Source organism: Gemmatimonadota bacterium (assembly GCA_040882465.1).
Taxonomy (GTDB): Bacteria; Gemmatimonadota; Gemmatimonadetes; order Longimicrobiales; family Gaopeijiaceae; genus JBBEBG01.
Window position 1 is genome coordinate 21718 of sequence record JBBEBG010000008.1, and the last position, 20793, is coordinate 42510.

General features: G+C 69.1%; 17 protein-coding genes. 10 read left to right on the forward strand and 7 right to left on the reverse strand.

Going from position 1 to position 20793, the window contains the following annotated elements; translation table 11 throughout:
- Positions 1–64 precede the first annotated feature (64 nt).
- The 9 genes from WEG36_02390 (at position 65) to WEG36_02430 (ending at position 10873) form a co-directional block, all read left to right on the forward strand.
- On the forward strand, positions 65–535 hold the full coding sequence (locus WEG36_02390) for a GAF domain-containing protein (GenBank protein MEX1256444.1): 471 nt from the start codon (positions 65–67) through the stop codon (positions 533–535).
- A 58-nt stretch (positions 536–593) separates the two neighbouring features.
- Positions 594–1418 carry an MBL fold metallo-hydrolase gene (locus WEG36_02395; GenBank protein ID MEX1256445.1) on the forward strand — a complete coding sequence of 275 codons (825 nt, stop codon included), beginning with the start codon at positions 594–596 and terminating at the stop codon, positions 1416–1418.
- Between the two features lie 35 nt (positions 1419–1453).
- The gene (locus WEG36_02400; GenBank protein MEX1256446.1) at positions 1454–2869 is read left to right on the forward strand and encodes an FAD-linked oxidase C-terminal domain-containing protein; all 1416 of its coding nucleotides are present in this window, start codon (positions 1454–1456) and stop codon (positions 2867–2869) included.
- Between the two features lie 14 nt (positions 2870–2883).
- Complete coding sequence (locus tag WEG36_02405) at positions 2884–4161, forward strand: FAD-binding oxidoreductase (GenBank protein ID MEX1256447.1); 1278 nt, start codon at positions 2884–2886, stop codon at positions 4159–4161.
- Positions 4158–5570, forward strand: a complete 1413-nt coding sequence (locus WEG36_02410; protein ID MEX1256448.1) for a heterodisulfide reductase-related iron-sulfur binding cluster — start codon at positions 4158–4160, stop codon at positions 5568–5570. The genes WEG36_02405 and WEG36_02410 overlap by 4 nt, the downstream gene beginning before the upstream one ends.
- On the forward strand, positions 5554–6732 hold the full coding sequence (locus WEG36_02415) for a M20 family metallopeptidase (GenBank protein ID MEX1256449.1): 1179 nt from the start codon (positions 5554–5556) through the stop codon (positions 6730–6732). The genes WEG36_02410 and WEG36_02415 overlap by 17 nt, the downstream gene beginning before the upstream one ends.
- A gap of 102 nt (positions 6733–6834) precedes the next feature.
- Complete coding sequence (locus WEG36_02420; GenBank protein ID MEX1256450.1) at positions 6835–8061, forward strand: hypothetical protein; 1227 nt, start codon at positions 6835–6837, stop codon at positions 8059–8061.
- Positions 8058–9173, forward strand: coding sequence for an o-succinylbenzoate synthase (menC, locus tag WEG36_02425; protein MEX1256451.1), 1116 nt, complete (start codon positions 8058–8060; stop codon positions 9171–9173). Before WEG36_02420 ends, menC begins: the two co-directional genes overlap by 4 nt.
- 5 nt (positions 9174–9178) lie before the next feature.
- Positions 9179–10873, forward strand: a complete 1695-nt coding sequence (locus tag WEG36_02430; protein ID MEX1256452.1) for a D-aminoacylase — start codon at positions 9179–9181, stop codon at positions 10871–10873.
- Here WEG36_02430 and WEG36_02435 read toward each other — a convergent pair.
- The 7 genes from WEG36_02435 to WEG36_02465 all read right to left on the reverse strand — a co-directional run bounded on the left by WEG36_02435 (position 10857) and on the right by WEG36_02465 (position 19882).
- Positions 10857–11393: a hypothetical protein gene (locus tag WEG36_02435; protein ID MEX1256453.1), complete on the reverse strand. Its 537-nt coding sequence runs from the start codon at positions 11391–11393 to the stop codon at positions 10857–10859. The genes WEG36_02430 and WEG36_02435 overlap by 17 nt on opposite strands.
- Positions 11394–11512: 119 nt before the next feature.
- On the reverse strand, positions 11513–13255 hold the full coding sequence (locus WEG36_02440) for a polymer-forming cytoskeletal protein (GenBank protein MEX1256454.1): 1743 nt from the start codon (positions 13253–13255) through the stop codon (positions 11513–11515).
- A gap of 150 nt (positions 13256–13405) precedes the next feature.
- Positions 13406–14770, reverse strand: a complete 1365-nt coding sequence (locus WEG36_02445; protein MEX1256455.1) for a sigma-54 dependent transcriptional regulator — start codon at positions 14768–14770, stop codon at positions 13406–13408.
- Complete coding sequence (locus tag WEG36_02450; GenBank protein MEX1256456.1) at positions 14767–16110, reverse strand: HAMP domain-containing sensor histidine kinase; 1344 nt, start codon at positions 16108–16110, stop codon at positions 14767–14769. The genes WEG36_02445 and WEG36_02450 overlap by 4 nt, the downstream gene beginning before the upstream one ends.
- 231 nt (positions 16111–16341) lie before the next feature.
- On the reverse strand, positions 16342–18141 hold the full coding sequence (locus WEG36_02455) for an ATPase, T2SS/T4P/T4SS family (GenBank protein ID MEX1256457.1): 1800 nt from the start codon (positions 18139–18141) through the stop codon (positions 16342–16344).
- Positions 18142–18348: 207 nt separating this feature from the next.
- Positions 18349–19377, reverse strand: coding sequence for an alkaline phosphatase family protein (locus WEG36_02460; GenBank protein ID MEX1256458.1), 1029 nt, complete (start codon positions 19375–19377; stop codon positions 18349–18351).
- Complete coding sequence (locus WEG36_02465) at positions 19325–19882, reverse strand: hypothetical protein (GenBank protein MEX1256459.1); 558 nt, start codon at positions 19880–19882, stop codon at positions 19325–19327. Before WEG36_02465 ends, WEG36_02460 begins: the two co-directional genes overlap by 53 nt.
- A gap of 191 nt (positions 19883–20073) precedes the next feature.
- On the opposite strand from WEG36_02465, the gene WEG36_02470 reads away from it, so the two are divergent.
- Positions 20074–20787 carry a YIP1 family protein gene (locus tag WEG36_02470; GenBank protein ID MEX1256460.1) on the forward strand — a complete coding sequence of 238 codons (714 nt, stop codon included), beginning with the start codon at positions 20074–20076 and terminating at the stop codon, positions 20785–20787.
- Positions 20788–20793 lie beyond the last annotated feature (6 nt).

The window sequence follows — 20793 nt, forward strand, 5'->3', positions numbered from 1 at the left end:
CGACCTGGGGGCAAGGGTAAACTATCGCTCCGCTCAACCTCTCCACAGGGGAAAGAAGCACTCCATGCTGAACCCGACAGATCTCGTGCACGGCTTACAGGACATGAGGGATCAGGGGTATCTCTCCGATGCCCTCCTCCGCCACGCCGTAAGGACGATCGCGGGTTCCGACGACCGATTCGACTGGGTCGGAGCTTTCCTGCTGAGGGAGGATGGGGTGACCCTCTGGCTCCACGACTACGTCGGGGCGCCGGCCGAATACGCCGAAGTTCCGGTCGGAGTCGGAGTGGCGGGGGCCGCGGTTTCGGCGAAGGAAAACCGGACCGTGGGAGACGTGACCAAAGTGGACGACTATCACCCCTGCAGCCCCGAGATCCAGTCGGAGCTGGTCGTCCTGATTCGCGCCGGAGACCAGGTCTTCGGCGGGCTCGATCTCGGGAGCGAACAGCCCTCCGTCTTCACCGCGGCGGACGAGTCGGCGGTGGAAGCCATCGCCGAGAAGCTCGCGGAGCAGCTGGTCGCCGAGCGTCGCTGACCTCAATCGGGGTCGGCGGCACCCTCCTTCCAAAAGGTCGGGCTTGATCGAGCCCCGCATGGTGCGTGCGGAGAACGCGGGTCCCTTCACCCTGGACGGCACCCGCACCTTCATCGTGGGCCGCGACCGCGTCGTGATCGTGGACCCGGGCCCGGACGACCCACGACATCTCGAACGGGTCGCCGGGGAGGCGCGGGGCGCCGAAAGCGGTTGGATCATCCTGACCCACGGGCACCCGGACCACGCCGCGGGGACCCGAACGCTGGCTCGAATGACCGGGTTTCCGGTAGGGGCGCCCCTCGGCGGGGTGGACCGGCGTCTCGAGGGCGGGGACGAAGTGCCGGCGGACGGCGGTGCCCTGATTGCGGTCGCGACTCCCGGGCATGCGCGCCACCATCTCGCCTTCCACTGTCCCCGTGATGGGGGCGAAACCGGTGGCGACCTCTTCGTCGGCGATCTCCTTCTCGGCGTGGGGAGGACGACCTGGGTTGGGGAGTATCCGGGGTGCGTCGCCGATTACCTGGCCTCGCTCGACCGGGTGGAGCGCCTCGTCCCGGATCGGATCCTCCCGTCGCACGGCCCGGTCCTCGATCGCCCCCTCGAAGTCGTGGCGGCGTTTCGTGACCACCGGCGAGCCCGCATCGAGGCGGTCGAAGGAGCACTGGCCGACCTCGGGCACCGGGCGACCCTCGGCAAGGACGAGGAAGTGTGGCCACTCGTGGAGACACTCGTGAAACGTGTCTACGGAGATCGGCTCGAGGGCCGGCCGCTGGTGGGGGCCCGATGGAGCGTTCGAGCCATCCTGGAGTATCTGGGCGTTGCCCCCTTTCCTCCGGAAGGGGCCCCGAGCGAGGGAGGTGGCCGCCTCGCTCCCGGATCCTAGTCCAAGTCAAGGCCGAAACCCTTTCGCCTCCGCCGATGCCCCTGGATCCCACACTCGCGCGTCAACTCACACAAGTCGTGGGAGAGGAAGGAATCCTCGCCGACGAGGACCGCCTCATCGTCTATGAGTCGGATGCCCTCACGCAGTATCGCCATCGCCCATCGGCGGTCGTCCTCCCACGTACGACGGAAGAGGTGAGCTCGGTCATCCGCATCCTGCACGCGGCCGGTCATCCCTTCGTCCCGAGGGGGAGCGGAACGGGGCTCAGCGGGGGCGCGCTCGCCGTCGGGGGCGCGGTCGCGGTCGGGACGAACCGGATGAACAAGATTCTCGAGCTCGACGCTGCGAACCGGAGGGCGCGAGTGCAACCGGGCGTGATCAACTCCGATCTGACCCGCGCCTCCCTGGTCCATGGGCTGATCTACGCCCCCGATCCCTCCTCCCAAGCGGCCTGCACCCTCGGCGGGAACGTCGCCGAGAACTCCGGAGGACCGCACTGCCTCAAGTACGGCGTCACGACACGTTACGTGACAGGACTGACCGTCGTCCTGTCGGACGGCGAGATCGTGGAGCTCGGGGGAATGGACCACGGGGACGACGGGCTCGACCTCGTCGGGGTCTTCGTGGGATCCGAGGGGTGTTTCGGACTCGCGACCGAGATTGAGATCGCTCTCATTCCCCAGGCCGAGGGGGTTCGCACCCTCCTGGGGATCTTCGCCTTGATGGAGGATGCGGGGCGCGCGGTCACGGACATCATGGCTCGGGGGATGCTTCCCGCCGCCCTCGAGATCATCGATTCCGAGACGATCCGGGCGGTCGAGGCCTCGATCTTCGCCGCAGGTTATCCGAAGGATGCCGGAGCGGCGCTCGTGGTCGAGTTCGACGGAATGGACGCGGCACTCGACGAAGAGGTGCGAGCGGCGGTGGAGTGTTGCGAGCGAGCGGGCGCCCGCGAGATCCGGACGGCTTCCAACGAGGAGGAGCGGCTCGCTCTCTGGCGGGGGCGGAAAAAGGCCTTCGGGGCGATGGGGCGGCTCGCCCCGGACCTTCTCGTACAGGACGCCACCGTTCCCCGCACGCGGCTCCCGGAGGTGCTCGTGAAGATAGGTGAGATCGGCCGCCGGTACCGGATCCAGGTGGCGAACGTCTTTCACGCCGGGGACGGAAACCTCCATCCGAATCTCCTCTTCGACCGCCGCGACAAAGACGAGGTGCGCCGGGTCGAAGCGGCCTCGAAGGAGATCATGGAGGCCTGCATCCAGGCGGGCGGGACCATCACCGGGGAACATGGCGTGGGCCTCGACAAACGGAACTACATGCCCCTGGTGTGCTCGCACGAAGTCCTGGAGGCGATGGCCCGCGTAAGGGATGTCTTCGATCCGGCCGGGCTCTCGAATCCGGGGAAGGTTCTCCCCGATGGGTACGCCGCAGTGCCGGCCGGGGCCGCATGACTCCGGCGACGACAATGACCGATCCGGCTGCCATCCGGGCCCGCGTCCGGAAGCTCCTCGACTCCGATGGGGCGCCTCAGGATGGGAGGGCACCGGTGGCCGCGCCCTCGACCGCCGAGGAGGCGGCCGCCCTCCTCCGCGTAGCCCGCGAGGAGGGTTGGAAGGTCCTGCCCGCGGGGAACGGGGTGGGCGCCGGGATCCGGCCTGCACACGCCCCACTCTCCGCCTCGGGGGCGCACGAGGGCGCGGCGGAACCGGACCTCACGATTTCCACCTCTCGCATGGCCGTGCTCATCGAGCATGAGCCGGCGGATCTAACGATGCACGCGGGAGCGGGGCTCACCCTAGGGGCGCTCCAAAAGGGGGTGGCGAACGCGGGTCAGTGGCTGGCGCTCGACCCTCCCGGTGGGGAGGGGATCACCCTCGGCGGGATCGTGGCAACGGGGACGGGCGGCCCGCTCCGCGTCTCGCACGGCCGGCCGCGCGACCAGCTCCTCGGCCTGACGATGGTGGACGGTGCGGGCCGGATCCTCTCGCTCGGGGGGCGCGTCGTGAAGAACGTCGCGGGATTCGACCTCGTGCGGCTCGCCACGGGAAGCCTCGGGGCCCTCGGCCTGATCACCCAGGTCATCTTTCGGCTCTATCCCCTTCCGGAGGATGACCGAACGCTGGTCTGGTCGCGTGGCCGGGCGGATGAGGCGTGGGAGCTCGGGCGGTCTCTCGCGACCCTTCCCCTTCCGGTCGCGGCCGCCGAGCTCCTCGCCGGCGAAAAAGAAGCCCCCCTCGACGACTCGGGAGTGCGGGTCCTCTTACGCCTCATGGGTTCGAAGCGCGCCGTGGCCCGGATGCGGGAGGTCCTCCTGGAAAAGGTGGGACTTCCCGTTCGCGAACTCGAGGGGCCCGACTCGGCGGCCGCGGCCCGCATCCTCGCCCGTGACGACGGCGCGGGGGCGGTCACCTTCCGGGCGCACGCGCTCCCCGATCGCGGGGGAGCGATCGCTGCGGCCCTTGAGGGCGTGCCCCTCAGGCATCTGGCGATGCATCTCCTCGAGGGCACCTTCCGGGGGACTCTCCTTCCTGACGCGACAGTCGAGGCGCTTGCCGGGGTCGGCAAAGCTGCCCGCTCCGTGGGAGGTTCGCTCCGTGTCCTCCGAGCCCAGGGGGCGATCCCCGTGGAGATCGAGGGGGGAGGCGAGCCGTCCGCGGCCGTGGCCCGCCTCCACGCGGGGATCACCCGTGGGTTCGATCCGGGGGGGATCCTCCCAGGAGCCTGGAGGGAGGGGTGGAAGTGAGAGACGCGGGAGTGGAGCGGAGATCGGTTCGCCCGCCGGCGGACTCTGAAAGAGCGCTCGGGGGAGCGCTCGCCGCGCAGGACGACCGACTTTCCAACTGCGTGCACTGCGGGTTCTGCCTCCCGGTGTGCCCCACCTATGTCCGGCTCTACGACGAGGCGGACTCGCCGAGAGGACGGCTCCACCTGATGCGCGCGGTCGTGGAGGGGCGGCTCGATGCAGGCTCGGACGCCTTCCAGCGCCACATCGATCGGTGTTTGGGGTGCCGGGCGTGCGAGACAGTGTGCCCCTCGGGGGTGGAGTACGGCTTCCTTCTTGAGCGCGCTCGGGAGGTGGCGGGGGATGCGCGCCCGCTGTCGGGGGCCTCAGCCCTTCTTCTGACAGCGATCCGAACCCCATCCCTCTTCCGGGTCTGGATGGGGGCGAGCCGTCTCCTCCGTTGGAGCCGGATCTCATCGGTCCTGGCGCGCCTCCTCCCCGGGTGGGGGCCGCTGAAGGTGCCCCGTTTGGGAATGGCGATGCTCGCGGCCTCGCTTCCCTGGCGGGTCCCGCGCGGAACCATCTCGGCTGAGGTCGCCAGGAGGGCGGAGACCGGGGGGTCCCCATCCGGAGCGACGCGACGGGACACCTCTCGCTCGGAGCGGCCCAAACGGAAGGGGCGGGTCGCCTTTCTGACCGGATGCGTGCAGGACCACCTCTTCCGCAGGGTCAACGAAGCCACCGCGCGAGTGCTGGCGGCGAACGGATGGGAGGTCGTGGATGTCCCCGGCCAGGGGTGCTGCGGTGCCCTTCACGCTCACGGCGGTCAGCTCGCGGTGGCCCGTGACCTCGCGAGAGTCAATCTCGCGGCCTTCCACGCCGCGGGGGTGGACTGGATCATTACGAACGCCGCCGGGTGCGGAGCGACGATGCGCGAGTACGATCACCTGATGGAGGAGGGAAGTCCCGAAGACCGGGAAGCGGGCGCCTGGTTTTCCCAGCGAGTGCGTGATATTTCCGAGATCCTCGCGGGGGAAGGGCGAAAGCCGCTGCAGGGTGGCGCCCTTCCGATGCGGGTGGCGTACGACCCTCCCTGCCATCTCCTGCATGGACAGCGGGTCCGGAATCCGCCCCTGGACCTCCTTCGCTCCATTCCGGGGCTTGAACTCGTGCCTGTCCCTAACGGGGACGAGTGCTGCGGGGGAGCGGGAATCTACGGGATCACCCACCCGGATCTGGGCGGAAGGGTGGGAGGTGACAAGGTCATCGCGGTGAGGAGCACAGGTGCCGCGGTTCTCGCCACGGGGAATCCGGGGTGCGCGATGCAGATCGGAGGCGGCCTCCGCATCCAGGGATCGCACATCCAGGTGGCCCACCCCGTCGAGCTTCTCGACGAGAGCTACCGGAGGGGGGGTGTCTACGCCCGGTGATCACACCCTCGTAAGGCTCCGGGATCTCGCACGGGCGAAGGAGGAGGCGTGGGTCTCGCTCGTGGAGGAGCTCGTCGGGATCGAGTCTCCCTCTTCGGTTCCCGCCGCCCAAGCCCGCGTGCAAGAGGTGATGGCTCGGAACCTCGAGGGGCTGGGTTACCAAATCCGCCGGATTGGCGGGAAGGCCACCGGCGACGTCCTGCTCGCCCTTCCCCGCAAGGATGTCCGCCGGAGTCCGCAGCTCCTCCTCGGACACACGGACACGGTCTGGCCAGTGGGGACCCTGGGAGTGATGCCCGTTCGCCGCGAGGGGGACCGGCTTTTTGGTCCCGGAGTCTTCGACATGAAGGCCGGACTCGCGCAGATTGTCCTCGCTCTCCAGCTTCTTCTCGAAGTAGGGCTGTCACCCGAGGTGCCGCCGGTGGTCCTCCTCAATTCCGACGAGGAGCTCGGAAGCCCGGAATCCACTCCATCCATCCGGCGTTGGGCCGCGAAGTCCTGCAGAGTCTTCGTGCTCGAGCCGGCGCTCGGTGCGGAGGGAAGGCTCAAGACCTCGCGGAAGGCGTCCGGGACCTTTCGCCTGCGGGTGATCGGGAGAAGCGCGCACGCCGGCCTCGATCCCGATCGTGGGGCGAGCGCGATCGAGGAGCTGGCCGGCGACATCCTCGCGCTTTGCGGGCTTTCCGATCCTCCGCGGGGGATCCGGGTGAACGTAGGGAAGATCCGTGGCGGCGAGACTTCCAACACGGTGGCCGCGGAGGCGGAGGCGGAGGTGGATGTCCGCGTGACGCATCGCGAGGACGCCGCCCGGATCGAGGCCGCGATCCGGGGATTGGAGCCCCGCCTGGAGGGGTGCCGGCTCGAAGTCCATGGGGGATTCGTTCGGCCGCCATTCGAGCGGACCGCCGGCACGGCCGCCCTCTGGGAGGAGGCGAGGGGATTGGCCCTACGGATGGGGATCGAGTTGCGGGAGGGGATGGCAGGGGGAAGCTCCGACGGGAACACGACCGCCCCGATCGCCCCGACCCTGGACGGCCTTGGTGCGGTCGGAGACGGCGCACATGCCGCGCACGAGCATGTGGAAGTCGGACGGTCCCTCGATCGCGGCGCCCTCCTCGCGGCTCTCCTGCTCGCGCCCGCCCCGATGAGGCCGCATCGTTAGCGGGTCGCCCTCGCGGCAAGGGCTTCGAGGAACCTGGAGCGGAGTTGGCCGGTTCAGGGGATGGGCGAGGGAAGGGCCGCCACAGCTACGAAAGGGACCCACATGGTATCCGATCACGATCGTAAACGAACCCGTCGGCTCGCCGTTCTCGGATCCGGTCCGGTGGGGCTCGACGCCGCCCTGGCCGCGCTCGACGCCGGCTACGACGTCGCCGTTTACGAGGCTTCGGGGCGCCCGGCAGCAAATGTGCGGGACTGGGGGCACGTGCGACTCTTTTCCCCCTGGGGGATGAACGTGTCGCCGCGGATGGAGCGTCACCTCGCCGCGATCGGCGCCCCGCTCGAGGTGGACCGGGAGGTCACCTCCACCGGGTGGGAGCTCGCCGACCGGGTGCTCGATCCCTTGTGGGCCGAGACCCCGCTCTCCTCCGTCCTCCGGCTCGGGACCCGCGTCGTGGCGGTCGGGAGGGAGGGCACGCTCAAACACGAGGAGATCGCGACCCCCGAACGGGCGAGCCGCCCCTTCCGGATCCTCCTCCAGGACGAGTCGGGACGCGAGTGGGTGGAGCGGGCGGACGTCGTTCTGGACTGCACCGGGAAATACGGAAACCCGAACACGCTCGGGGACGGCGGGATTCCCGCTCCCGGTGAACGTGGTCTGGGGGATCGGATCCAGTCACGCATCCCGGACCTCGACGGGGGGACCGAGGAGTGGGCGGGGAGGACCGTCCTCCTGGCCGGCTCGGGCCACTCCGCACAGACGGTGGCCCGGGACTTCGCCGCGCTCGGCGCCGAGCGTCCGAATACCCGGGTGATCTGGGTCCTCCGGAAGACGCATCCCGACTGGGGCGCAGTCGCGGGAGATCCTCTCCCGCAGCGGAGGGAGCTCACCGACGCGGCCGAGTCGCTCGCGGCCGGGGCTTCCCCCGTCGTGCGGCCCCGGCCGGGATCGGTCGTGGAATCGATTTCGCGTGAAAACGGGGGGATCCGGGTCCGATTGCGACAGGGGGGCGGAAGCGAGGAAGAATTTCATGTAGACCGCATCGTTTCGCTGACGGGCGGGGTCGGGGACGACACCATTTATCGCCAGCTCCAGGTCCATGAGTGTTATGCCTTCAGCGCGCCCATGAAGCTGTCGGCCGCCCTCCTCGGCGCAGCGGGCGGGGATTGCACGCAGCAGGAGAGCCACGGAGTGGACGCACTCAAGAATCCGGAACCGAACTTCTTCATCCTCGGCGACAAGTCGTATGGGCGGAACAGCACCTTTCTTCTCCGGGTGGGTTGGCAACAGGTGGACGAGGTCTTCGAGGAGCTGGAACGGGCCTTGTGAGAGTCACGGGCGCCGAGTTACTCGAAGTCCGACTGACACTTATGGAGCCGTTCGCCTCGAGCGCGGGCCCCCGGTCGGAACGGCGGATCCTCCTCCTGCGAGTGCGGGGAGAGGAGGGGTTGGAGGGGTGGGGGGAGTGTGTGGCGGGCGAGACGCCGGCCTATTCTCCCGAGACTACGGAGACCGCCTGGCTCGTCCTCACCGAGTTCATCCTCCCTTCGGTGGTGGGGCGAGAAATCTTGGGGCCCGAGGAAATCCTGGCGCCCGTGTCGTGGGTCCAGGGACATTCCATGGCGAAGGCGGCCGTCGAGATGGCTTACTGGGACCTTCAGGGGCAGGAGAGCGGGGTCCCCCTCTGGGAGCTCCTCGGGGGTTCGGGCGACGCGGTTCCGGTCGCCTGCGCGGTGGGGCTCCAGCCGAGCCGCGAAGCGCTCCTCGAGCGGATTGAGGCGGCGCTCGAACGTGGTTATTCCGCGGTGAAGCTGAAGATCGAGCCCGGCCGGGAGGCGGAAATCGCCGGCGCCGCCAGAGACCGATTCCCCGACGCTTCGCTCGCCGTGGACGCGAACGGGGCATACGCGGGGCGGGACGGGAGCCGGCTGGAGGCCCTGGACCGGCTCGGGCTTCTCTGGATCGAGCAACCCCTCGGCCGTATGGACTTCTTGGGGCACGCCCGACTCCAGAAGAAGCTTCGCACGCCGATCTGCTTGGACGAATCGATCGGATCTCCCGAGGAACTCCGCCTCGCCCTCGAGCTGGGCTCCTGTGGAGCAGTCAGCGTCAAACCGGGGTTGTTGGGGGGCCACCGCGTGGCGCGGGAGTTGCACGACATCTGCCGTGACAGAGGGATCCCGGTCCGGTGCGGGGGAATGCTGGAGTCGGGGATTGGCCGTGCACACAACCTCGCCCTCACGACCCTCCCGGGGTTCACGCTTCCGGGGGACATCTCGGAGTCGCGGCGGTACTGGATTCGGGACATCGTGACACCGGAATTCGAGCTCCGGGACGGAAGGATGAGGCCCCCCTCCGCGGCCGGGATCGGGGTGGCGCCAGACCTCGCCTACATCCGGGAACACGCCGTCCGGCGCGCAGAATTCGGGGTGAACGAATGAGAATCATGCTTTTGGTTCTGTATACTATCTTGGGGGCCGTAGGGGCGGCCGCGCAGGTGGCTTCCGCCGAGGATCCCTGGGACGTCCTCCTCGTCGGCGGCCGCCTCGTGGACGGGACGGGGAACCCCTGGCGATTCGCGGACGTGGCGCTCCGGGGGGACCGCATCGCGGCCATTGCGCCCCCCGGGCTCCTGTCGCGGGAAAACGCCCGGGAGGTCGTGGACGTCCGTGGCCTCGTCGTGGCCCCGGGGTTCATAGACCTGAACGGTCAGTCGGACGAGCGGTACCTCGAGGATGGGTCCGCCCTCTCGAAAACCTTCCAGGGTGTCACGACGGAGATCATGGGGGAGTCCAACACCCCGGCCCCCGTCAACGGACGAACCCTCGGCTGGGTGAACCCGGCCGATCCCGTCGCCGTCCGGCGCTCCAGCGAGTGGAGGCGCTTCGGCGCCTGGCTGGAAGAGATGGAGGCGGGCGCGGTCGCGGTGAACGTGGGGTCGTTCTTGGGGGGGACGACCGTCCGGCGTTACGCCATGGGCGCGGCGCTCGGAGCCCCGAGCACGGCCGAACTGGACACGATGCGGGCGGTCACGGCGCGGGCGATGGAGGACGGCGCATTCGGGGTAGCCACTGCCCTGATTTACCCGCCGGGCGCCTACGCCGGCACTGAGGAGCTGGTCGAAATCGCTCGGGTCGTCGCGCAGTACGGGGGGGTCTACATCACCCACCTTCGGAGCGAGTCCAACCGGATCCTCCAGGCGATCGACGAGGCCGCCGACATTGGCGAGCGGGCGGGAGTTCCCGTCGAGATCTACCACCTGAAGGCGGCCGGAGTCGAGAACTGGGGCCTCACGGAGGAGATCGTCGCGCGCATCGAAAGCGCCCGCGCTCGGGGAGTGGACGTGGGAGCGGCGATGTACCCGTACACGGCGGCCTCCACCAGCCTCACCGCCTGCTTCCCTCCCTGGAGTCAGGCTGATGACCGCCTCTTCCCGAACCTCCGGGACCCGGACGCGCGGGCGCGGATGCGCGAGGAGATGCTGGGGCCACCCTCTGACTGGGAAAACTGGTGCCGGCTCGCCACGCCGGAGGGGAGCATCGTCTCGACCGTGTCGCGGCCGGAGCACCTTCCCCTCATCGGCCGGACCCTGGAGGAAGTGGCGCTCACTCTGGGGTCGGCGGACTGGGTGGAAGCGGCGATGGACCTCGTTCTCCGGGACGGCTCCAATGTCGGGATGATCTACTTCGCGATGTCGGAGGACGCCGTTCGGCGGAATCTCACCCTACCCTGGATCAAGTTCGGGACCGACGGCGCCGGCTGGAATCCAACGGGGGGAGGAGGGCAGCCGCACCCCCGCGCCTACGGCACCTATCCCCGCATCCTCGGCCACTATGTGCGCGACGAGGGCGTCCTCCGCCTCGAGGACGCGATCCGTAAGGCGTCGTCCGCGGTGGCGGACCGGATCGGGCTCCGCGAGCGGGGCACCGTGCGTCCCGGATACTTCGCGGATCTCGTCGTCCTGGACCTCGGCGCGGTGGAGGAGCGGGCGACCTACGAGCGTCCGCACCAACTCGCCGAGGGAGTCGTGCACCTCTTCGTGAATGGCCGGGCGGTCATTCGTGACGGCGTGGCCACCGAAGCCCGTCCCGGCCGTTTCCTCCGGGGACCCGGGGCGACTTCGCTCACCCCTCCCAACTGAATCGGGGAGTCCGCGCCTCGAGCTGCCGTGAAGGGAGGTCGAGAAGGCGGACCAGGACACGGCTCAACCCGCGCCCGAGCGCGCTGCCGAGCCCGGAGTCGCCGCCACTCGCGGGGGCCGGGAGATTGCGGAGCCACCTTCGGAGCTCCTCGAGATCGGTGAGCGAGAGGGTCTCCATCTCGAGCCGGCCGAGGTAGTAATACCGCCCGGGCGAGGGTGGTGTGAGGGGAACGCGCAGCTCTCGCTCGAGAATTGCGGAGGCCTCCCCGGGGGTGTCCGCCTGGAGCACGATGCCGTCGGTCGTCTCCACAGTGAACCAGCCGCCCAGCTGATCGTAGCGGACCGTGGCGCGCCACTCGTGTCGGCCTCGCTGCGAGTCGAACCATCCGTCTCTCCAGAGCTCGGTCACGACCGTGAAGCGGACGTGGAGACCGGCCTCCATCGAGCTCCGGATTCCCGGCTCGGAAAGGAGGTCGTCCACAAAGACCGTGACTCCGCCATCCGCCTCCCGCAGCTGCATGCGGTAAGGCGGGACCTCCTGAGCCCAAACGGGCCCGGAGAGCGACAGCGTGAGGATCAGCGCGGCCGCCGACCCTCGGACGCTCGAACGGATTGCGCCTGGCACGGGAGCCCGAGTGATCAGAAGCGGCGCTGGAGCCGAACGAAGAAGTTCAGCTCCTGATCGCGCCGATTGAGCGGATAGGACCAATAGAGCCCGAAGGGCCCAAAAAAGATGCCCGCGCCGACATCGGCGCGGGTCGGGCTGTCGTTCCGGGCCACCTCCTCGGCGAGGTCCCCGCGGACCCAACCCCGGCCCGCGTTGAAGAAGATTTCCCAGGCCGGCCGCAGCTCGAAGAGCGAGGAGAGTTCCGCATCCTCCCATTCGTCCGGAACCGGATTCCAGGAAATCGGGAGGAATCCCTGGAACTCCGCCTGGAAGAGGAGGGTGCGGTCGCAGCCGTAAAGGGGAAATACTGGCTGGATCTGCTCTGCCGCCTCATCGGCGCCCGTGCTTGCCTGATAAACGGTCGAGCGGGCTCCACACGACACGGAGAATCGCGGGTGGCCGGGGAGGGTGCCTTCTCCCCCGAGCGCCGACTGGAGCTGCGGAGGGAGGGGGGACGAGGTGAGCGTCCCCGCGCCCGCGACTCGGAGGTTGAGGCGAGAGGTCGGCGAGACGCGGGCATACCTGCGGAGGTCGAAGGCCCCCCGAGTAAAGGTCGGCAGCTCGGGGCCCCAGTCTCCGGAATCTCCTTCGAGTGCAGAAGGATCGAGGGAGAATTGGGGAAGCCTAAGGGCCCCACCGACCTGCCGCGAGAATCGGAGGTCGAGCGACCACCCGTCGGACGGGTCTAGCGCGTTGTCGGTCTGGTCCCAATGGAGGTCGGCCTCGACACTTCGGACGGTTCCTTCGCCCGCGAGCGAGAGGGGGCGCCACGCGTGATCCGAGCTGCGCAGCGTCCAGGGGTCATGCACCGCGGGGGTCCTGTTCTCCTCCTCGCGATAGGCGACCGTGAGGTTGAGTGGGATGCGCGCCGGCCGCAGGTCGAGAAAGGCGGTCCACCCTTCACGCTCGTAAAAGTCGCGGAGGTCGCGACGCAGGAAGAATGTCGAAAGAGAACTTTCGAGGTCTCCCATCCCGCGGTTCTCGATCGCCGCGACCTCACGGAACGCGGTGGCCCCGATCGAGGCCGTTCCCCTGCCACCGAGTCCCTGGTCCAGGAGGAACGCGTAGCCCAGGCGGTCCGACTCAAGGTTCAACCCCGATACGGAGCGCCAGATCGCGAGTGCCTCCATGGAGAGGGGATTCGACCCCACCGTCTGGATGACGGGGCCGATCCGGACCGGAAGCCCCTCGACCCGGTTGTAAGTTGGTCCCGCGCGAATCGTCACGCGAGCCTGTCCGAATCCCAGGTCCGACGCGAGAAAGCCCGGTGCGAAGTCCCCGTCGGGGATCGCCTCGACGACGCCGGCGCGGGTTCGATACCGGAAGGGATAGGCGAAGATGCGCGAGACTCCCGTGATTGTCGCGCCCGGGTCCATTTGGAGGGCGCCGCCGACCACGAGCACGTCTCCTCCGACACGGGCGCCCGTGCGCATCCGAAGGTCGCCATTGGCGACGAGGAGATTGCCCGTGACCTCGCCCTGGAGCTCCACCTCGCCCCCGAGGACGGCGACCGACCCCTCGACACGCGTTCCCTCCGGAATCCGGGCACCGCCGGGGAGCCGGAGGACCTCTGCCGAATTAAGAGTTTCGATGACCTCCTGGATCACCGAGGAAGGGGGGGGGCCGGCAGCAGCCTCCGGGAGTTGTGCCCCGAGGGGATAGGAGACCGGCGCGAGGATCGCGAGAAGGGGGAGGAGGAATCTTCGGACGGACACGGCGGGCCTCCAGGGGTCGTGGACTGCCACCCCAGGACCTGGAGCGGTCCGGTCAGTCTATCCCATGGTGTGGAGCGCTGGAAGGGTGCGGGCCGGGGGGGGCGGCGCATGGGATTGCGCCTGGAAGGGGCGTGGACACGCGCCGCCGCCTCAGTCGTCCTGCCGGAGACCGAGCCGGCGCATTCGGCGGTAGAGATTGGCCCGGTCGGTCCGAAGCCTTCGAGCCGCCTCGGCCACATTTCCCTGAGCGGTCCCCAGGGCATCCGTGATCAACTCCCGCTCGAAGGCGTCGAGGCGCTCGGCCAGAGGGATTCCCTCGCTCTCGGAAGGATCGGGTGCCCGCCGCGGAGCGCCGCCCAGGGGGTTGAGATTCGAGCGCACGGTCTCCTCTCCGGCCGGTCTGCCGGGGTGCAGGATCGCGAGGCGCTCGAGAAAGTTGATGAGCTCGCGAACGTTTCCGGGCCAGCCGTGCCGATGGAGCGCCGCGATCCCCGCGTCGGTAATCGGCGGCACCTGAAGGCCCTGCCGCCTCCGCAGACGCTCGCAAATGTGCTCCACCAGGGGCTGTAGGTCGTCGAGCCGGTCGCGCAGCGGAGGGATGTGAAGCGGGACGACCTCGAGCCGGAAGAGGAGATCTTCCCGAAATCGCCCACCTCGAACTTTGGCATGGAGATCGTGGTTCGTCGCCGCGAGCACGCGGACGTCCACCGTGACGGGGTCACCGCTCCCGATTCGCTGGATGGTTCCACTTTCGAGGGCACGGAGGAGTTTCGCCTGCGCTTCTTCGCCCAGGTCTCCGACCTCGTCGAGAAAGAGGGTCCCCGTGTGAGCAAGCTCGAAGCGCCCCCGCGCCCGCTCGGTGGCTCCCGTGAATGCTCCGCGCTCGTGCCCGAACATCTCGCTTTCGACGAGCTCACGGGGGATGGCTGCGCTGTTCACGCGCACGAAGGGTCGGTCGCGCCGAGAAGAGAGTGCATGGATCGCGGTGGCCGCGAGCTCCTTTCCGGTGCCGCTTTCACCGAAGATCAAGACCCGCGCCTCCGTGGGCCCGACCTTCCGGATCGCGGCCCGAACTTCTTCGATGGCCCTACTCTCCCCGACGAGGAGCGCCCCGGGGTCGAGTTCTTCCTGGAGCGCGCGTGCCAGCCCACGGGCCCGCGCGACTTCGATCGCGGCCCGCACCGTGGCGAGGACCGCCTCGGCGGAGAGCGGCTTCTCGAGGAAGTGGAAGGCGCCTTCGCGGGTTGCGCGGGCCGCGTCCGAGAGCGTTGCCTCCCCGCTCATCATGATCACGGGGACGTCTGGAAGCGCTTTCCTCAGCCCCGGAAGAGTCTCGAGCCCCGTAGCCCCCGGAAGGACGAGGTCGAGAAGGATCGTGTCCGGGCGGTGATCTTCCAGGCGGGCGAGGGCAGCCTCGGCGCTCTCCGCCTCGAGAATGACGTGCCCTTCCTGCTCCAACAGCGCGCGAAGCATGCGCCGAAGGTTCGCTTCGTCGTCCACGATGAGGATCCTCACCCGCGCCCCTCCCCACGGGCGACGGCGGTGCCGCCATCGGAGGCCGGTCTCGCGGTGCCCGCGGAGTCCGATTCGGAGGCGGACCGCGGGAGGGGAGTCGAGGCCTGGGGAGCGGTCGAGAGGCCCAGGGGAAGCCAGACCCTGAACTCGGCGCCCCCGCCCTCCCGATTCTCCGCGAACACCTCCCCACCGTGTGCGCGGATGGCCTGGCGGACCAGCGCGAGCCCGAGTCCCGTTCCGCGGCGTTTCGTGGTGAACTCCGGCTCCCAGATTCGTTCGAGGATTTCCGGTGGTACGCCGGGTCCGCGGTCCAGGACCCGGATCTCGGCGCCTCCGGCGGCCCGCCGGAGGCGCACCTCGATCGGAGCGTTCACCCCGTTCACCCCGCCCCCCCCGGCGGTGGCTTCCAGGGCGTTGGCCACGAGGTTTCTCGCCACCCTCTCGAGGGCGTCGAGGTGGCCCGTGACCTCCACGGGATTGGGAGGCAAGTCGAGTCGGATCGGCGCCCCCTCCGAAGAAAGCCGCCGAGCGATGGAGGAGAGGAGCTCGCCGAGATCCACGCGCGAGGGAGGCCCCTCCACCGGGCGGCCAAATTGTGCGAAAGCGCGGGCCATCTGGTCCAGCCGATGGATCTCCTCGCGGAGGACTTCGCCCGCCGTCGCGATACTGGGCGTGTCGGAAGCTGCGACCGTGTCCGCGGCGAGCGCCATCGGGGTGAGGGGATTTTTGAGCTCGTGCGCGATCCGCCGAGCCATCTCAGCCCAGCTCTGCGTGCGGATCCTCTCGGCCTCGCGGGTCCGGGCTTCGGCGAGGGACCGCTCCGTCCTGCGCAGCGCGTCGCGAAGGGTGAGAAACTCGCGCATCTCGCCCGCCGCGCCCGGGGGATGGGGAGGGAGCGCGGCTCCCGCCCCGAGCCGCTCCGTCCAGCCGACGAGCTCTTCGACTGGTTTCGAGAAGCTGCGGGCGAGCCAGTTCGCGGAGGCGAGCGCGACGATGCCCGCCAAGAGAAAGACGAAGAGGGCGAAGGCGGGGAGGAGCACGAGAACCCTCTCGCCCAAAAGCGAATAGAGCCGGGAAAATCGAACCGATTCGGTCAGGCCGTCGCGGTGGACATCGGCCGCGGCGACGAGCTCCGGCGAAGGTGCGGACACTTCACCGACTTGTTCGAGGAGGACCCGCCCCGACTCGGCGACCTGATCCCATGCCCCTGCGGTTCCGGTCGTGACCACGAATTCGCGGAGGATGAGCGCGCCCGCGAGGAGCACCAGGGTGACGGGAACCAGCGCCACGCCCACGAGGACCCAAAAGAGGCGGCCGCGAACGGTCCGGAAGGAGATCATCCGGTGGCCGCGCCGCCGGGGGATTCGCCGGTCCCCCCGGTCAGGCCTCGAACCCGGGAACGCGAGCTGGACATGGAGCGCCGGACGGAACCGGAGGGAAGAGGAGAGGGAGCCGGGGGCCCGCGGGATGGGCCCCGGGGGAATAGGTGGGAAGGTAGGGCGCGGGAAGAAGGCGCGGCAAGGATTCCCGGCGCTCGGCCAACTCTTCCTCGGAGATTGACCCCTCTCGGATCAGAGGGCCGGCACCACTTTTCGCAGACAATCAGGGCAATAACGCCACCCCTTCCGAAGCGACCGGCCGCAGGCACAGGCCTGGATCCGACAAAAGCCACAGAAGGGACAGCCGCGGCCATCGGGAGGGAGGCCCCCTCCACACCTCATGCACGGAAGAGCCTCGCCCGGGTCCTCGCGAAGGACGCGGGCGACTTCGTGGGGCGTCGTCACTCCCTCGGTGACCTTGCGGCGGGCGTCCTCCGCCATCGTTCCCATCCCCCCCTCCTCGGCCCGGCGGCGGAGCTCCCCTGCATCCGCCCCGCGGGCGACCATCTCGCGGAGCGTTTCCGTGACCGTCAGGAGTTGAAAGACCCCCGTTCGCCCTCGGTATCCCTCGTGGCATGCGGGGCATCCCTTCGCTCGACCTCGGCACGCGAGACAACACCGGCGCACGAGGCGCTGCGCGACGATCCCGGCGAGTCCTCCCGCCACGAGATGCGCCGGTACGCCCATCTGGATGAGGCGGGTGATCCCCGAGGGGGCGTCGATCGTGTGAATGGTCGAGAGGACGAGGTGGCCGGTGATCGCGGCCGACATCGCGATCTCCGCGGTCTCCCGGTCCCGAATCTCTCCTACCATGATGATGTCCGGGTCCTGCCGCAGGACGGCGCGCAGCGCCGCGGGAAAAGTGAGCCCCGACTTGGGGTTTACCTGGACCTGATTCACTCCCTCGACCCGATATTCGATGGGGTCCTCGAGGGTCACCACATTCGACTCGTCGCGGTTCAGCTCCCCGAGTGCCCCGAAGAGCGTGGAGCTCTTCCCGCTCCCGGTAGGTCCCGCGGCGAGGACCACACCCCGCCCTCCCCGTAGGAGGGCGCGCAGGCGGCCGAGATCTTCGGCGGAAAAACCGAGCGCCTCGAGGTTTGCGGGAGCGGAGCGAGGATCGAGGAAGCGGAGGACCGCCTTCTCCCCGGCCTCGACCGGAAGGGTCGAGACCCGCACGCTCAATGTCCGGCCCTCGTGCTGGAGCGGGAATCCGCCGTCCTGGGGCCGGCGCTTCACCGAGATGTCCATTCCTGCCAAGATCTTGATGCGCGAAAGGAGCGCGGCCCGAGCCGAAGGCGCGACGGCCGTCACCCGTCGCAAGACACCATCGATGCGCTCCCGTACCAGGAGATCGCGGGCTCCCTGCTCGACGTGGAGATCGCTTGCGCCGGCCTCGACGGATCGGCGGATGAGGAGGTCCACCAGGCGGACGATGGGCGGCGCCGTGGCCTCCTCGGATTCGGGAGGCGCCTCGGCACGGGGGTCGAGAGCTTCGCCGTCCCCTCCGGAGGTCGGCCGAATCGGCGCGGGGGAGTGGAACGCGGCGGTGAGCGCCTCGCTCAGCGCCGATGGGGTTGTGACGATCGGTTCGACTCGCCGACCGCTCTGGAACTGCAGGTCGTCGAGCGTGGCGAGGTCGAGTGGATCCCTCACGGCGACCTGGAGGAACCGACCCCTGAGCCGGAGGGGGAGGACTCCACGTCCGCGGGCGAAGGCTCCCCGGACGAGCCGAAGCGCCTCCGCGTCCGGAGTGAGCGGGCCGACCTCGAAAGGGAGGCCGAGCTGGCCAGCGAGCGCTCGCGCGACGGACTCTTCCGGCACACATCCCAACCGCACCATCGCCTCGCCCAGTCGCTCTCCGGTCTTTCGCTGCGCCTCGAGGGCTCGGTCCAACTCGGCCGGGCGGATGGCGCCCGAGTCGAGGAGAAGGGCCCCGAGAATGCGTCGTGGCCCCGGATCTGCGCGGGAGTGGGTCGCGAGCTCGGGCACCCCGGAAAGTTGTCGGCCGTTGCGGGGCGTGGGGATGGGGGGAGGGGACCGAACCGCGGAGTGGCCCCCGGCGACTCCGAGCGATGCGCTCTCGCAAATCCGGTACCGGGCAACCGGGCCCTAGGAAAACCGCCGACGGGGCAACCGTCACGGGTGGGGTGGCCGCGCTGGAGTGGCCGTCCCGGGAGCGCCTCGGCCGGGTAGCCGTCAGCCGCCGCCCATGGCCCCTACACGCGCCTCGACCTGCGCGAGCACGAATTCAGCGAGACCGAGAATCGAGTGCAGCGGTGGAACGGTGGCGGCATGCGGTCCGAGGGCGAGCCCCAGCGCGGGATTTCGGGTGTGTCCGCCGCGGATGTCCTCGAGATTTCCGTGGTCGCTCGAGACCAGGACCAGGAGATCGGAAGGAAGGTGAGCGAGGAGGCCGCCGAGGAACCGGTCCACGCGTTCGAGAGCCGCAATGGCCCCGTCCATTCCTCCCCGATGTCCCGCGAGGTCCGTCTGGTAGTGCGCGAAGAAAGTGAGGTCGGCACCACCGGCCAGCTTCGCCAGATTGGCTCCGGCCTCCTCGGGGGTCACGCGCGGAATTTCGGCATGCCCAAGGAACTCGATCCATCCGTCGTTCACGATCTCCGAGGCGACCGCCCGCCCCTCGGCGAGGGCGCGGTGCTCGCGCTCGAGGACTCCCGCCGCCCGCGCCGCGATCGGTGGTGCGGCGACCCGGCGTGCCGGGCGGTCCCCCGGATACCCCTCGGGATACGCGTTCGCGAAGGCGACGTCGCCCCCGAGCTGTACCGCGCGACGGAGGAAGTTCTCTTCCTCGAGGAGCGGACGAAGTCGAACGGGAGGCCAGGGACCGAAGTGGCGACCCAGGATCTCCGCGGCGTTTCTTCCCGTGAGAAGAGCCACCTGCCCGGTCCCGCTCTGCGGCGTCCCCGGGACGCCGAGGCAGGCGTCGAGGGGAAGGGTTCTTCCGGCGAGGCCGAAGGGAGCGAGGTCTGCGAGCGTGGGGAGGAGTCCGCCCAAGGCTCCCGAGAGGACGGGGAGTTCGGCTCGGAAGAATGGGTTGATCTCGGGATCCGGCTCGCCGATCCCGACGCCGTCGAAAAAAACGACGAGGACCCGCGGAACCGTAGCTTTCCCCGGAATGGCGGTTGGGAGGGGATCGGTCAGGGGCGGAGCGTCACCCTGCGGCGCGGAGGTCGAGCGTGACACGCACCGAGACGTGGCCGACATCGGCCCTCTCCCGCACGGCATCGCGCAGTCGGGGTTCCATTTTCCTGTAGGCTCCCACGACGCCGGTGCGCAGATCTTCCCGGAGGATCCGAAGGGCGTTGGCGTCGGGGCGGTTCGTGCGCGTGACCTTCCGCGCCTCTTCGACCCTCAGGGGGAGGATCTCGAAGGGGCTCAGCCCCACGTCGTCCGGGCGGTCGTGATCGAGGTAGGAGACAGTCACGCTGACATCCCCTCTCGCGTGATGCCCGGAGATGTCCCCCACCGTCTGGAAGCGCTGGGCCAACCGTCGGATCTCCGGTCCGGAGGCGGCGGCCACGTAGGCCTTCTCGACGAGCGCGAAGATGCGGCGGACCCGCTCGGCGGGTGTGGCGTCGGGACTCGGGACCTCCGTTCCCAACTCGCGCGCGGAGGCATCGCGCACGAACTCGTCTCGCCGTTCATCCTCGCGGCTTCGCTCCCGATCTATGTGGTCGAGGATCCGATCCGGATTCGTCCGAAAACTCATGCGAAACGCTCACTTTCACTGCGAGGGGCGGCATGGATGCACACGAGCAGGATAACGCGGGAGAAGGGTGGGAGCCAAGAGGACGGCGCGGGGTTGCGCGTGACTGGGTAGGGCGGCACGATAGGGCGGCCCGCAGGCTCGAATGGGTGCCTGGGACGGGTGGACGGGACCGCTTTCAGGGGACGCACGCCATGTCCGACACAGAGGATCCGATCGAAGAGACGGACGCTCCGAGGCTCGCGCCACTCCCGACGAGGGTGGTGCAGGTGTTCGTCTCTCCCGTCCGGCTCTTCCAGGCGCTTCGAGAACGCCCGGTCGCGTGGGGGGCGATTCTCCTCGGCGCAGTGCTGGCGGCGGCCTCCAACCTCGTGATCCCCGCGGAGCTCTTCGAGGACATGATACGGAACCAGATCGCGCAGGCGGGGGGTGAGGCTCCCGCCGATCTCGGAATGATGGTGACGATCGGACGGATCGGCGGTTCGGTGGGCGCGTTTATCTTCTTTCCGATCACGATAGCCCTCACCGCCGGTCTCTTCAGCTTCCTCTTCCGCTTCGGATTCGGATTCGAGGGACGTTTCAAGCAGTATTTCGCGGTGGCGGCGCACGCGTCTCTGATTCTCTCGGTTGCCGGCGCCCTCCTCACCCCTCTCCGAATCCTCTCCGGAGACATTCAGTTCAACCTCACTTTGGGCGGGCTCTTCCCCTTCCTCGGGGATGGGTTGGCGGGCCGTTTTCTCGGCCTCCTCGACCTCTTCGCCTTATGGGCCATCGCGCTCGTCGGCGTAGGCGCGGCCGTGATCGACGGAAAAAAGGGAGCGGGGGCGGCGGCAGCCGTATCGGTGGGAACCCTCCTTCTCATCCTCCTCGTCGTGGCGAGCTTCGGATTCGGGGGCGGGCCGGGGTGAGCCTGC